This is a genomic window from bacterium (assembly GCA_024742285.1).
GTDB lineage: Bacteria > Myxococcota_A > UBA9160 > UBA9160 > UBA4427 > UBA4427.
The window spans coordinates 129,198-142,887 of record JANSYR010000013.1; the positions used below are offsets into that span (position 1 = coordinate 129,198).

The following is a 13,690-nucleotide window of genomic DNA, read 5'->3' on the forward strand; positions in this document are numbered from 1 at the left end:
TCCAGCCGCAGGAGGCCTTCACGGGGAACCGATTCGAAATCGGTTCCGGCGCTGCGATTCGAGTGAAGATGCGGCACCCTCCGGTCCCGGGATCGGGGGGACCGGGCGCATGCTCTACCGCTACAGCGAAGTCTTTCGGACGCTGATCGCCGTCGCGGATGGCGTGCTCGTGGCGTCCGCCTGGCTCGCGGCCTACTGGCTTCGCTTCGAGACCGGGATGCCGGTGCCCCTGGGTGTCCCCGAGATCGACGGTTACGTCTGGGCCCTCGCGGTCATCGTCCCGCTCTACTTCGTCCTGTTCCAGACCCACGGTCTCTACGAGGCGCGTCGGATGGATTCGCGGCTCGGCGAGACGTCGGCGGTCCTGCGCGCGACGTTCATGGGGCTGCTGCTGCTGACGGCGGCTTCGTTCTTCGCGCGGAACTATTCGTACTCCCGCGCGGTGCTCGGGCTCTTCGCGGTGCTCGCGCCGACCTTCGTGATCACGCTGCGCTCGTCGATCCGCTTCGTGCTCCGGCGGCTGCGCGAGCGGGGCTTGAATCTCCGCTTCGTCGTCGTCGTCGGAACCGGACCGCTCGCCGAGACGATCGTCGCGCGGATCGCGGGGCGACCGGATGCCGGTCTTCGCGTGCTCGGTGTCGTGTCGGAAGGGGGCCACGGCGGCACGGTGGCGGGGGCGCCGGTGATCGGTAGCGTGGCTGCTCTCAAGTCGATCCTGCACGGCCAGCGCGTCGATCAGCTGATCATCGCGCTCGGCCGAAACGAGTCCGAGACCTTCGAGAAGGTGACCGCCGAGCTCGCCGACGAGGTCGTGAACGTGAAGGTCGTTCCGGATCTGCTCCATGGCTTCAGCCTTCGCAGCACGGTCGAGAGCCTGGACGGCATCCCCGTGATCGGCCTCCAGGAGACGGCGCTCTCCGGCTGGGGAGTGGTGGCCAAGCGGACCTTCGACGTGGCGGCGAGCACGACGCTCCTCGCGCTGGGGTCTCCGGTCCTCGCTGCGATCGCCGCCGGCGTGTGGGCGAGCTCCGGGCGCCCGATCTTCTTCTCGCAGCAGCGCGTGGGGCACGACGGGCGCGTGTTCGAGATGTGGAAGTTCCGTTCGATGCGGCGGGGCGCGGACGCGGAGGGGCCGGCCTGGACGACCCGGGACGATCCGCGCCGCACGCGATTCGGTCGCTGGCTGCGGCGACACAGCCTGGACGAGCTGCCGCAGCTCTGGAACGTGCTCCGCGGCGACATGAGCCTGGTGGGACCGCGGCCGGAGCAGCCCGCCTACATCGAAGAATTCCGCCGTGAGGTCCCCGGCTACATGCTTCGCCACAAGGTGCGCGCGGGCATGACGGGCTGGGCGCAGGTCCACGGCTGGCGGGGGGACACGTCGATCCACGAGCGCGTCGAGCACGACCTCTACTACGTCCAGAAATGGTCGTTCTGGCTCGACCTGCGGATCCTCGCGATGACCCTGGTCCTGCGCGAACGCGGCGAATAGCCGTGGATCCGGCGCCGCGATTCCACCGCGGACGCGCGCCGAGACGAACGCGGCTCAGCCGCTCAGCACGCGCGTGGTGACCCCGACGACCCGCTCGATCGACTCGACCGGGAGTTCGGGATAGAGCGGTAGTGCGAGGACTTCGTTCGCGGCGCGTTCGGTCTCGACGAGCGGCGACGTGGGGGCGAATTCCGCGAGCGCCGGCTGCTCGTGGAGCCCGCGCGCGTAGTAGACCTCGGTCGCGATCCCTTCCTCGGCGAGGGCGGCGACGAGCTCGGCCCGGCGGGCTGCCTCCACGCGAATCACGTAGCGATGGTAGGTGTGGCGGCCGGGCTCGAGGAGCGGCGCGGGGGTCTGGAGGGGAAGGGGGCCTTCGCCCATCGGCACGCTCGCCGGGGTCGCGCCCCGCTCGGCGAAGAGGGCGTCGTAGTGGAGGGCGCGCTGTCTCCGCGCGCGGGTCCAGCGTACGAGGTGGCGCAGCTTGATCGACAGGGCGACCGCCTGGAGTGCGTCCATGCGCGAATTGAGACCGAGCGAGGTGTAGACCCCGGGCTCGGTCTCCCCGTGGACCCGGAGCGACGCGACCCGCCCGGCGAGCGAAGCATCGTTCGTCACGAGCGCGCCTGCGTCACCTAGGGCGCCGAGGTTCTTCGTCGGATAGAAGCTGAAGCAGGCGAGGCTCGCGCGCGCACCCACCGGGCGCCCGTCGGGGTCCACGGCGCCGATCGACTGGGCGGCATCTTCGATGATCGGCACGTCGTGCTGGAGGCACCAGTCCTCTAGCGGGCCCAGGTGGGCGATCCGACCGAAGAGATCGACGGTCAGCACCGCCCGTACGTTCGGCAACGCTTCGGCACGTCGGATCGCATCCTCGGGATCGAGGTTCAGCGTGACGGGGTCGATGTCCGTGAAGACGGGCGTGGCGCCCGCGCGAACCACCGCGGCCGCCGTCGCGAAGAACGAGAAGGCGGGACAGAGCACGGCGTCGCCCGGGCCGATCCCGAGCGCCTTCATGGCCAGCCAGAGCGCGTCGGTCCCTGAGTTGCAGGAGAGGGCGTGGCGGATCTCGCAGAGCTTCGCGAGCTCGGTCTCGAAGGCCGTGACCGGCTCGCCCAGGATGAAGCGCCCCGAGGCCATCACCTCGGCGAAGCCCTGCAGCAGCTCCTCCTCGATCTCCGCGTGCTGAGCGGCGAGGTCGATCATCGGGATGGCGGTTCGCATCACGCCTCCCCTCCGGAAGAGATCCGAGCGGAACTCGGGCGGGTCGCGCGGGACTCTCCGAGCGCGATCGCGAGCTCCGCATCGAAGGCGCGGTCGAAGCGCGCCGGCGAGAAGCGCTCGGCCCAGCGTCGCAAGGCGCGTGGGTCGAAGCGGGCCTCGAACTTCTCGAAGCGCTCGATCGCTTCACAGAGTGCCTCGGGAGTCTGCTCTTCGAAGTAGACGCCCGTGGCATCGACCGGTGAGGCGCCGTCCGAATCCGAGAGCGGCACCACCGTGTCGAGCAGTCCGCCGCGGCCGAATCCGATCACCGGCCGCCCGGCCGCCTGGGCTTCGACGGCGACCAGCCCGAAGTCCTCGTGCTGCGGATAGACGAGGGCGCGGGCGTCCCGGTAGAGCCGGGCCAGTTCCGCGTCGGGAACGCGGCCCACGAAGCGGACGTTGGGTGGGGCGTTTCGTTCGAGCTCGGCGCGTGCGGGACCCTCTCCTGCGACGACGAGCGGGCGACGATTGCGTCGGAAGGCCTCGATCACGAGGTCTTCGCGCTTGTAGGGGACGAAGCCGCCGACCAGCAGGTAGAAATCGCCGCCCGGTGCCTCGGCCGGCTCGATCCACGAGACGTCGACCGGGGGCGGGACGACCCGGGCGCTGCGGCCGTAGTGGCGGGCGATGCGGTCGGCGACGTCGGTCGAGATCGCGATGAATCGCGTCACGCGGTCGGGGCCGCTGGTTCGCACGTCGAAGTCGCGTAGGTGCCGCACCAGCGGGGATGCCATCGTCCGGCGTTTCCCTTCGCCGAGATAGGCATCGATCCGATCCCACACGTACCGCATCGGCGTGAAGCAGTAGTCGACGTGCGGTACGCCTTGCGGCACGCGCACGCTCTTGGCGACCGCGTGGCTCGTCGAGATCACGAGGTCGTAGCCCGCGAAGTCGAAGCGCTCGATCGCCCAGGGAAACAGGGGCAGGAGCTTGCGGTAGTGGCGTCCGCGTCCGGGGATCCGATCGAGCACGCTCGTATGGATCGTGCGGGCTTCGATCGAGTCCGGCACGCTTCCCGGTTCGTGGATCAGCGTGAAGAGGTCCGCCTGCGGATAGCGCCGGGCGAGATGAGCGAGCACGCGCTCCCCACCCCGATAGCCGGTCAGCCAGTCGTGTACGAGCGCCACTCTCAACGGCCGGATCCTAGCCCAACCGATCCGAGTCCGAGTGGCCGACGCGCCTGATCCTTCGTCGGAAGTGCGTGCTCTCGCTCACCGGCCCGGGGCGCGTGCACGCGTTGGGTCGGTTCAAGCGGAGGTGGGTGTCTCGCTCTCGGGCATTCCACCCAGGGTGAGCGCCAGGGCTTCGTCGATCGTGTCCACCAGATGGATGCCGAGCGTGTCGCGGACTTCTTCCGGCACCTCTTCGAGATCCTTCGCGTTTCGCTTCGGAATGACGACCGTGTCGATCCCCGCGCGACTCGCGGCGAGCAGCTTGCCCTTGATCCCGCCCACCGGCAGGACCCGACCGCGCAACGAGATCTCTCCGGTCATCGCGACGTTGCTCTTCGCACTCCGGTTCGAGAGCAGCGAGACGAGCGCCGTCACGAGGGCGACCCCCGCCGACGGTCCGTCCTTCGGGGTTGCGCCGGCGGGCACGTGCAGGTGGATCTCGCCGGGGGCGAGGGCGTCCTCGCCCAGCCCCAGCTCCTCCGCGTGAGCGCGGACCCAGGACAGCGCCGCCTCCGCGGACTCGCGCATCACGTCGCCGAGCTGGCCGGTGAGGCGGAGGCGGATGCCCTTGCCGCCGCGATTGCCGGCGGCCTCGACGAAGAGGATGTCGCCGCCGTGGGCGGTCACGGCCAGGCCGACCGCCACGCCCGGGATGGACGTTTCTTCCGCGGTCTCCGGCAGATGGGGCGGGGCGCCGAGGGCCTCGCCGACGAAGTCTGCGTCGACCCGGATCACCGCGTCGCGGTCCTCCGAGACCTTGCGCGCGCACTTCCGCATGAGCGTGGCGATGTTCCGTTCGAGGTTCCGCACGCCGGCCTCGCGGGTGTACTCGACGACGACCTTGTCGATCGCCGCCTCCTCGAACACCACCTGTTCCGCTTCGAGGCCATGCGCTTCGAGCTGGCGGGGCACGAGGAACTCCTCGGCGATCACGCGCTTCTCGTTCTCGGTGTATCCCGAGAGCTCGATGACCTCCATCCGGTCGAGGAGGGCCGGAGGGATCGTCGACAGGGTGTTCGCCGTCGCGATGAAGAGGACCCGGGAGAGGTCGAAGGAGGCTTCGATGTAGTGATCCGCGAAGGCGTGGTTCTGCTCGGGATCGAGCACCTCGAGCAGCGCCGACGACGGGTCGCCCCGGAAATCGGAACCGACCTTGTCGATCTCGTCGAGCAGGAAGACCGGGTTCTTCGAACCCGCGCGCTTCAGGCTCTGCAGGATCCGACCCGGCATCGAGCCCACGTAGGTCCGGCGATGGCCGCGGATCTCGGCTTCGTCGCGCACGCCGCCGAGACTCGCTCGGGTGAAGTTGCGGCCCATGCAGCGCGCGATCGACTTGCCGAGACTCGTCTTGCCGACCCCGGGCGGACCCACGAAGCACAGGATCGGCGCCTTGGCGTCCGGAGCGAGCTTGCGGACCGAGAGGAACTCGAGGATGCGGTCCTTGACCTGGCCGAGGCCGTGGTGATCGGCGTCGAGGATCTCGCGGGCCTGGTGGAGGTCGAGATCGTCGTCGGTCTCGATGTTCCAGGGAAGATCGGTCATCCAGTCGAGATAGGTGCGGATGAGATGACGGTCGGGCGCGTGCTGAGGGAGCGACGACAAGCGACGCAGCTCCCGGTCCGCGAGGATCTCCGCCTCTTCGGGCAGCTCGAGGGCGTCGAGCTTCTCGCGCAGCTCGTCGATCTCTCTCGCGCCGGCGTCGGTCTCGCCGATCTCCTTCTGGATCTCGCGCATCCGCTGGCGGAGCATCTTTTCGCGTCGCTTCGGGTCCGTCTCGCCGCCCGCCTCGTCTGCGAGGCTGCGCTGGGTCTCGGCGATCGTCACCTCCTTTTCGAGGTGTTCTTCGACCAGGGCCAGGCGGGCCTCCGGGTCGGGCTCGGCGAGGATGTCGATCTTCTGTTCGGCCGTGAGCGCGATGTTCGAGGCGACGAGGTCGGCCAGGATGCCCGGCGTGGGGATCCCCTGGATGAAGGCCTTCCACTCGTCCGGCATGTCCTCGCGGAGCTCGACGATCCGCTGGGCGAGCATCACGACGCGCCGCCAGGCCGCTTCGAGCTGGGGCGAGGCTTCCTCGGACTCGACCAGGGGCTGGACCTGGACGCGAAGGGTGGGCCGTACATCGACGGTCCGACTCACGACGGCGCGAGCGAGTCCGACGACGAGGGCCTGCTTGCCTTCGCGTCGGGCGTCGATGATCCGCATGACGCGAACGATCGTCCCCACCTCGTAGAGGTCGTCGAGGCCGGGGTCTTCGGTCATTGGGTCGCGCTGGGACAGGACGAGCAGGAACCCGTCCTGGCCGGCCTCCTCGAGGGCCGCGAGGGAGCGCTCGCGACCGATCGCGAGCGGCATCGTCACGCCGGGGTAGACCACGACGTCCCGCACGGGCAGGACCGGCAGCACGGCGGGGACCTCGACGATCTCCGATCCCGGCAGCTCGACCACGAGCTGGGCCACGTCGGAGGCGGATCCGCTCTCGGCCCAGGTGCCGGTCTCTTCGTTCTCGTCGTTGGAGCGGTCGTCGTCGGCCACGGATCTCCGATCAGGGGTGCGGGCCCGGCTCTACCGGCCGGGCGTGCAATTGGACGCCGCGCAACATAAGCATGCCCAGCGCCCGGTCAACCGGCGGTGTCGAGCGCGTGGGGGATTCCTCAGAGCTCCACTCGAATCGCGGAATTCGATGTAATCCGCTGAACTGAAAAGGGAATTCTGGTCGAGAACAGGGCTCATTCCTTGGCCCGCTAGAATCGGCGCATGATTTCCACCCTGCCTTTCGGATCGACCGGTTTTCACAGCACGCGGATCCTGTTCGGCGCGGCCGCCGTCGCCGGGATGAAGCCCGCCCGGGTCGAGCGGACCCTCGAGACCCTGGAGCGATTCGGCGTCAACCACATCGACACCGCGGCGCGCTACGGCGACTCGGAGCTCAACCTCGCCGGCTGGCTGCGCTCGAGGCGGGACGCGGTGTTCCTCGCGACCAAGACGGGGGACCGTGACGGTCCCGCGGCGCGGGCGAGTCTCGAGCGTTCCCTCGAGCGGATGGGCGTCGATCGGGTCGACTGCATCCAGCTGCACAACCTGACCGACGAAGCGGGGTGGCAGCAGGCGATGGGCAAGGGCGGGGCGCTCGAAGCGCTCATCCAGGCGCGGGACGAAGGGCTCTGCCGCTTCATCGGAGTGACCGGCCATGGCACCTTCGCCCCGGCGTTCCACCTCCGGAGCCTCGAGGAGTACGCGTTCGCCTCGGTGCTGGTGCCGTACAACTACTCGATGATGGCGCAGCCGGAATACGCCTCGGACTACGAAGCGCTCGAGCGCGTCTGCGCCGAGCGCGGGGTCGCGCTCCAGACGATCAAGTCCGTCGCGCGGCGGCGTTGGCGGGACGACGACGAATCGAAACGGTTCAGCTGGTACGAGCCGATCCGCGACATCGAGGCGCTCACCCGCGCCGTCCACTGGGTGCTCTCGCGCGAGGGCGTCTTCCTCAACACGTCGAGCGACGGCGGGATCCTCGAGGCCACCCTCGAGGCGGCGGTGTCCTTCGAAGGGAACGGCATCCAGCCGACGGATGCGATGATGCAGGCCGACGCGAGCGCGATGGCGATCGAGCCGCTCTTCGAGCGCGGCGTCAGCGACCAGATCTAGTCAGCGACCAGATCTAGTCAGCGGCCAGATCCAGTCCGCGACCCGGTCTAGTCGGCGTCGGGCCAGTCCGGCCAGTCGCGCGCGACGCGGCCCTTCCACTCGGGTGCGCGGCGCTGGACGTGGGAGACCGGGCCCTCGATCGCGTCCGGGTGGGGCATCACGACCTTGTGCAGCTCGGTCTCCTTGCGCTCGACCTGGGCCGCGGTCAGCTCCGTCGATTCCCAGAGCAGCTTCTTCGAGACCGCGATCGAGAGCGGCGCGGCATGGATCGCGGTGTCCCGCGCGATCGCGAGGGCCGTGTCGAGGACGTCGGCCGACGGCACGACCTCGTTCGCGACGCCGAGACGTTCGATCTCTTCGCCCGTGAACGTCTTGCCCGTCAGCATGATCTCGGCCGCCTTCGCGAGGCCGACCATGCGCACCATCGTCCAGTGCGAGTAGGCGTCGCCCATCACGCCGCGCCGGACCTGCACGATCCCGTACTTGCCTTCACGGGCGAAGATGCGGAGGTCGCACTGCATCGCGAGGGTCATCCCGAGCCCGATCGCGTGCCCGTTCACCGCCGCCACGACCAGCTTCCGGATCGAGAACGCCGGGACCGCGCAGCCGGCGGCGCTGAAGTCGTCGAAGCCGCCGCTCCCGGACACGTCGAAGGTCTTCTCGGCATCGCTCATGTCCGCGCCCGCGCAGAACGCGCGCCCCGCGCCGGTCACGACCACGGCACGGATGTCGTCGTCCTCGTCGCAGCGCCGATAGGCGTCGGCCAGTCCCTCGAGCAGCTCGCCCGAGCACGCGTTCATCACGTTCGGACGGTTCAGCGTGATCAACGCCACCCCGTCCGAATCCACCTCGAAGAGAAGGTCCGCTTCACTCATCGCGCGCCACTATAGCCACCGGCGCGGAGCACTCGGGCAGGATCCCGCCGTCGGGCAGAAGTGATCGATCGTGCGATCAGGGAGCCGACGGCGTGCGGACCGGGTCGGCATCCAAGTACGACAGAAGCACCGAGCGACTCGGCGTCGCTGAGCTGCAATCCGCTACGCAGGCGCTCAACGGGAACTTGTCGTAAAAAGTGGCGCCGATCGCGCTCGGCGTCGCTGCGTGCCCCTGCGCAGCGCAGGCGCTCAACGGAAACTTGTCGTAACAAAGTGGTGCCCGGGACTGGAGTCGAACCAGCACGTCCTTGCGAACACTGGATTCTGAGTCCAGCGCGTCTACCAATTCCGCCACCCGGGCAGCGCGCCGCAGGGTACGGTGGGTCTCGGATCGAGTCAAACCGGAATCGGGGGGTCGGAAGCGGTGGCGAAGGGCAGGGGGCGAAACGGCGGTCGGCCGCGCGGTCGCTCCGGGCGTGCACCGCGACCGGGACGACGGGAGCGGTCGGCGCCGAAGGCCGGGAACGGGGCCGGTCCGCGATCGCCGCGCGGGCGATCGTCCCGGCCCGCGCGCGACGAGGAAGGGCTCGTCCTGACGGCGGAGGACCCGACCTCGGCGGGCCAGTGGCTCGAGGTCGAGACCCGGGACGGCGGGCGCGTCCGCGTGGAGTGTCTCGGAGAGCCGGTCGCGGTCGGCGCGCGGATCGGATTCGTCCCGACCGGCGAGGGCCACACCCGCCAGGGTGTGCTCACGAGACTGATCTCCGGCGAGCGAACCACCTGGGTGGCGCGGGTCTTCCGGACCGGCCGGGGAGGCACGCTCCTGCTCGCGCCCTTCGCGGGGCTGGAGGCGCCGCGCTTCGAGCTCCACGAGCGGGATGCGAAGGGGGCGCGGCCCGGCGACCGGGTGCTGGTCGCGCCGCTCCCGAACGAGCGCGCCGGGAAGCGGGGTGGGCGCCGCGTGTCTCGCTCGCGTCGTCATCGGGGGCAGTCCGAATCGGGCCTGCGTGTCCGGGTCCTCGAAGTCTTGGGCCCGGCCGGGGCGCCCGATGCGGACCATCGCGCCCTGGTCTGGAAGCATCGCCTGCCCACCCAATTCTCGCGCCGAGCGCGCCTCGAAGCCGAGGAGCTCGACGAGGCGCCGCGGTCGGACGAGGCGAAGCATCGGATCGATCTCCGCCATCTTCCCTTCGTCACCATCGATCCGGCCCGGGCGCGGGACCACGACGACGCGGTCTTCGCCGAAGCGGCGCCGCCCGCGCCGGTGCAGCCGGTCGACGGTCCGGCGAAGCGACCCGCCTTTGCGACGCGACTCTGGGTGGCGATCGCCGACGTGGCGCATTTCGTCGAGGCGGGGGGCTTCCTCGACGCCGATGCGCGGCGCCGGGGGAACAGCTTCTACTTTCCGGATCGGGCGCTGCCGATGCTGCCCGAGCGGTTGTCGAGCGATCTCTGCTCGCTTCGGCCGGACGTCGACCGCCGCGCGATGGTCGTCGAGCTGAGGATCGATCGCGCGGGGCAGGTCGTGGACGCGCTCTTCCACGAGGCATGGATCCGGAGTCGCGCGCGGCTCGCGTACGAGGACGCGGCGGCCTGGCTCGACCGGGGCACCGCGGATGGAAAGGACGCGCCCGATTGGGGCCCGTCGCTCCGCCTGCTGGACGAGATCGCCCGGGATTTCTCGGCGGCCCGTCGCCGGGAGGGCGGGCTCGAGCTGCTGCTGCCGGAGGTGGAGCTCGTCGTCGACGACGAGGGGCGGCCGGTGGATGCGCGGCTTCGCGCGCGCAATCGGGCGCACGTCCTGATCGAGGAGGCGATGCTGGCGGCGAACCGTGCGGTGGCGCGTGCCCTCGTCCGGGCGGATCGTCCGGCGCCCCACCGCGTTCATCCCCCGCCTTCGGCACGCAAGCTCGATGAGCTCGCGCGACTGCTCGAGCGCTACGGGATCGAAGCGCCGGTCGACCTCGACGAGCCCGGTGCCCTGGCCCGGGTGCTCGAGGAGGCGGAGGGCGCCCCCTTCGAGGAGCGGCTGCACACGGCAGTGCTTCGGTCCATGAGTCAGGCGCGCTACGAGGCCGAGAGTCGCGGTCACTACGCGCTTCGCTTCGAGCACTATCTCCATTTCACCTCGCCGATCCGGCGCTATGCGGACCTCGAGGTCCATCGCGCGCTGCGTCGGCTCATGCGGGGACTGGAGCCGCCGCTCGAGCGGGCCGGCGAGGGCGGGGCCGTGGTCGCGCTCTCGGCGTGGCTCTCCGGACGTGAGCGGGTCGCACAGGAAGCGGAGCGGGACGCCGACGCGCTCGCGTCCTGTGCACTGATGGCCGGCCGGGTCGGGGACACCTTCGGCGCAGAGATCACCGGTGCCAGCGAGTTCGGCGTGTTCGTGCGACTCGATCGGCCGTCGGTGAGCGGGCTGGTGCCGATGCGACTGCTGGCCGGAGACTGGCGCTTCGACCCGGCGGAAGACGCGATCCTCCAAGGCGGCGGACGCGCACGCCTGGCGGCGGGCGAAACGATCCAGGTGCGGCTAGCCGACGTCGATCGCGATCGCGGACGACTCTCGTTCTCGATCGTCGGCCGCCTCGCCGCAGAAGACGGTCGGCGAGGGCGAACGCGCCGACGCTAGTCGGCTTCGAGCTCGGCCAGCTGCTCCGAGAGTCGTTCCCACTCCTCGTAGCCGGTCGCGATCTCGGCCTCGATCGAAGCCTCCTCCGCCTGGACCTCCTGCACGCGGGCCGGTTCGGCATAGACCTGCGGATCGGCCAGACGCGCGGTCACGGCTTCCTTGCGCGTCTCGTCCTCGGCGATGCGCTCTTCCAGCTTCGAGATCCGCCTCGCGACGCGGTCGCGCTCCTTGCGGCGCTCACGGTCCTGCATTCGGGCGGCCTTGTCGGGGCGGGGCCCGGAGTCCTCGGCCGGAATCGCGCGTGGGGTCGCCCGCGCGCCGTCCGCCGCGGTCGGATCGACGCCGTCGCGACGACGTTTGCGCTCGAGGTAGGCGTCGTAGTTCCCCAGGTGGTCTTCGAGGTGTCCGTGTTCGACCTCGACGACCCGGGTCGCCAGCGCGTTGATGAACGAGCGGTCGTGGGAAACGAAGAGCAGCGTCCCCTCGAACTGCTGGAAGGCGTCTTCGAGGACCTCGCAGGCCTCGATGTCGAGGTGGTTCGTCGGCTCGTCCAGGATCAACAGGTTGGCCGGACGCAGCAGCAGCTTCGCGAGGGCGACCCGCGCCTTCTCGCCGCCGGACAGGACGCTGATCTTCTTGTCGACGTCGTCGCCGGTGAAGAGCAGGGCGCCGAGCAGTCCGCGCAGGCGGGGCACGTCTTCGGTCCGCGCATCCTTCGCCACTTCTTCATGGACCGAGAGCGAGGCGTCGAGGGATTCGAGCTGGTGCTGGGCGAAGAAGGCCGCCTCGACGTTGTGGCCCAGGCCGCGCTCGCCCTCGTCGAAGTCGAGGGCGCCTGCCGCGATCCGCAGGAGCGTCGACTTGCCCGCGCCGTTCGGGCCGGCGAGGGCGACCTTCTCGCCGCGCTGGACGTGGAAGTCGATGCCTTCGTAGACCGGATCGTCGCCGTAGCGCTTGTGGATGCCCGCGAGGGTGAGGACCCGTTCGCCGGAGCGCGGCGGCTCGGGAAGGGCCAGGCGCATCGCTCTGCGTCCCTCCGGCTCGATCTCGATCCGCTCCATCTTCTCGAGGGCCTTGATCCGGCTCTGGGCCTGACGCGCCTTCGTCGCCTTGTAGCGGAATCGCTCGATGAAGCGTTCCTGCTCCGCGATCACACGGTCCTGGTTTGCCTTGCGCGCAAGGAGCTCTTCGCGGCGCAGCGCCCGCTGTTCGAGGTACCGGTCGTAGCCGCCTTCGTACGAGGCAAAGCCCCCGCGGCCGTCGAGCTCGACGATCCGGTTCGTCTGTCGACGCAGGAACGTGCGGTCGTGGGAGACGACGACGACGGCGCCGGGGAAACGTTCGAGGGTCGTTTCGAAGAACTGGATCGACGGCAGGTCGAGATGGTTGGTCGGCTCGTCGAGCAGCAGGACCTCGGGCTGCCCGAGGAGCAGCTTCGCGAGCTCGACGCGCATGAGCCAGCCGCCGCTGAACGACGAGAGCGGTCGGTCGAGGTCATCGGTCTCGAATCCGAGCCCGGCGAGGACCTCGTCGACCCGCGCGTGACGGGCGAATCCGCCACCCTGCTCGAAGCGCAGGCCGAGCGCGTCGTAGCGTTCCGTGAGCGCGCTGGGCAGCGCTTCGCCGGCGGCGCCGCGTTCGCTCATCTCGGTCTCGATCCGGCGGAGCTCCTCCTCGAGCGCGTCGAGCTCGGCGAGCGCCGTGCGAGCTTCCTCGCGCACGGTGTGACTCGCGCGGGGGTCGATCTCCTGGCGCAGCAGACCGATCCGGACGTCGCGGGCGCGGTGGATCTCGCCTTCGTCGGGGGGCTCCTCGCCGGTCAGGGTGTGGAGGAGGGTGGTCTTGCCGGCGCCGTTCGGGCCGACGACGCCGATCCGATCTCCGGCGCGAACGACGATCGACGCGCCGCCGAAGAGCAGGCGCGCCCCGATGCGCTTCGACAGATCTTCGAGACGCAGCAGCAAGCAGGAACTCCGGGTGGGCGGGAGGCCGGGCAGACCTCGAGCGGGCGGTAGCATGACCGCCACGCCGACGGCGGGCAAGCGCGCCCCCGCCGATGGCAGGGGCGACGCCCCTCGTGCATGCTTGGCCTCGCCATGCGCCTCTCGCGACGTGCACGCTATGCCCTCTGCGGGATCTTCGACCTCGCCTACAACGGGGGTGGTCATCCCGTTCGCGTCAAGCAGATCGGCGCGCGCCAGGGCATCCCGCACCGCTTCCTCGAGCAGATCTTCCAGGATCTGCGCCGCGCCGACCTGGTCTCGGGCAAGCGAGGTCCGGGCGGGGGCTACGTGCTCACACGCTCGCCCGAGGACATCTCCCTCCGTCAGGTCGTCGAGGCGGTGGAGGGGCCGGAGGCCTTCGCCGCGGAGGCGACGACGGAGGGCTGGGCGCCCTCGGAGCATCGGCCCGACTTCCTGTGGGTCGAGCTGGCCGAGCGGATGGCGGCGACCCTCGACGGGGTCGCGATCTCGGATCTGTGTCGGGAGGCGGCCTCGCGGTCTCTGGACCGCGAGCTGACGGCCGTGCTCGACTTCCAGATCTGATTCGGCGCGCCTGGCTGGGCGTGCCCCCAGGGCACCTGTCCATTAGACTCCTGTCGGTCGAACCCCCCGTT

The 13,690-nt window shown here is 70.0% G+C and carries 9 protein-coding genes and 1 tRNA gene; 4 read left to right on the forward strand and 6 right to left on the reverse strand.

What is annotated here, in order from left to right:
- The first annotated feature begins 109 nt into the window (after window positions 1-109).
- Window positions 110-1,492, forward strand: a complete 1,383-nt coding sequence (locus NXI30_21510) for an undecaprenyl-phosphate glucose phosphotransferase (GenBank protein MCR9096807.1) — start codon at window positions 110-112, stop codon at window positions 1,490-1,492.
- Between the two features lie 54 nt (window positions 1,493-1,546).
- Here NXI30_21510 and NXI30_21515 read toward each other — a convergent pair whose 3' ends face one another.
- From NXI30_21515 to lon, 3 genes are all read right to left on the reverse strand, one after another.
- Window positions 1,547-2,713, reverse strand: coding sequence for a DegT/DnrJ/EryC1/StrS family aminotransferase (locus NXI30_21515; protein MCR9096808.1), 1,167 nt, complete (start codon window positions 2,711-2,713; stop codon window positions 1,547-1,549).
- The gene (locus NXI30_21520) at window positions 2,713-3,879 is read right to left on the reverse strand and encodes a glycosyltransferase (GenBank protein MCR9096809.1); all 1,167 of its coding nucleotides are present in this window, start codon (window positions 3,877-3,879) and stop codon (window positions 2,713-2,715) included. The genes NXI30_21515 and NXI30_21520 overlap by 1 nt, the downstream gene beginning before the upstream one ends.
- A 120-nt stretch (window positions 3,880-3,999) precedes the next feature.
- Window positions 4,000-6,456 (reverse strand): endopeptidase La, encoded by a 2,457-nt coding sequence (gene lon / locus NXI30_21525; GenBank protein ID MCR9096810.1) that lies wholly within the window; start codon window positions 6,454-6,456, stop codon window positions 4,000-4,002.
- A 222-nt stretch (window positions 6,457-6,678) separates the two neighbouring features.
- On the opposite strand from lon, the gene NXI30_21530 reads away from it, so the two are divergent.
- Window positions 6,679-7,569, forward strand: coding sequence for an aldo/keto reductase (locus NXI30_21530; GenBank protein ID MCR9096811.1), 891 nt, complete (start codon window positions 6,679-6,681; stop codon window positions 7,567-7,569).
- A 47-nt stretch (window positions 7,570-7,616) separates the two neighbouring features.
- On the opposite strand, the gene NXI30_21535 is transcribed toward NXI30_21530, so the two are convergent.
- Both NXI30_21535 and NXI30_21540 read right to left on the reverse strand, forming a co-directional pair.
- Window positions 7,617-8,444 (reverse strand): enoyl-CoA hydratase-related protein, encoded by an 828-nt coding sequence (locus NXI30_21535; GenBank protein ID MCR9096812.1) that lies wholly within the window; start codon window positions 8,442-8,444, stop codon window positions 7,617-7,619.
- Between the two features lie 274 nt (window positions 8,445-8,718).
- Window positions 8,719-8,805, reverse strand: a tRNA-Leu gene (locus NXI30_21540).
- A 63-nt stretch (window positions 8,806-8,868) separates the two neighbouring features.
- On the opposite strand from NXI30_21540, the gene NXI30_21545 reads away from it, so the two are divergent.
- A complete protein-coding gene (locus NXI30_21545; GenBank protein ID MCR9096813.1) occupies window positions 8,869-11,073 on the forward strand; it encodes a VacB/RNase II family 3'-5' exoribonuclease in 2,205 nt (734 codons plus the stop codon).
- On the opposite strand, the gene NXI30_21550 is transcribed toward NXI30_21545, so the two are convergent.
- Entirely contained in the window at window positions 11,070-13,037 is a 1,968-nt protein-coding gene (locus NXI30_21550; protein ID MCR9096814.1) for an ABC-F family ATP-binding cassette domain-containing protein, read from the reverse strand. The genes NXI30_21545 and NXI30_21550 overlap by 4 nt on opposite strands.
- A 117-nt stretch (window positions 13,038-13,154) precedes the next feature.
- Between NXI30_21550 and NXI30_21555 the strand changes: the two genes are divergently transcribed.
- Window positions 13,155-13,619, forward strand: coding sequence for an Rrf2 family transcriptional regulator (locus tag NXI30_21555; GenBank protein MCR9096815.1), 465 nt, complete (start codon window positions 13,155-13,157; stop codon window positions 13,617-13,619).
- Window positions 13,620-13,690 lie beyond the last annotated feature (71 nt).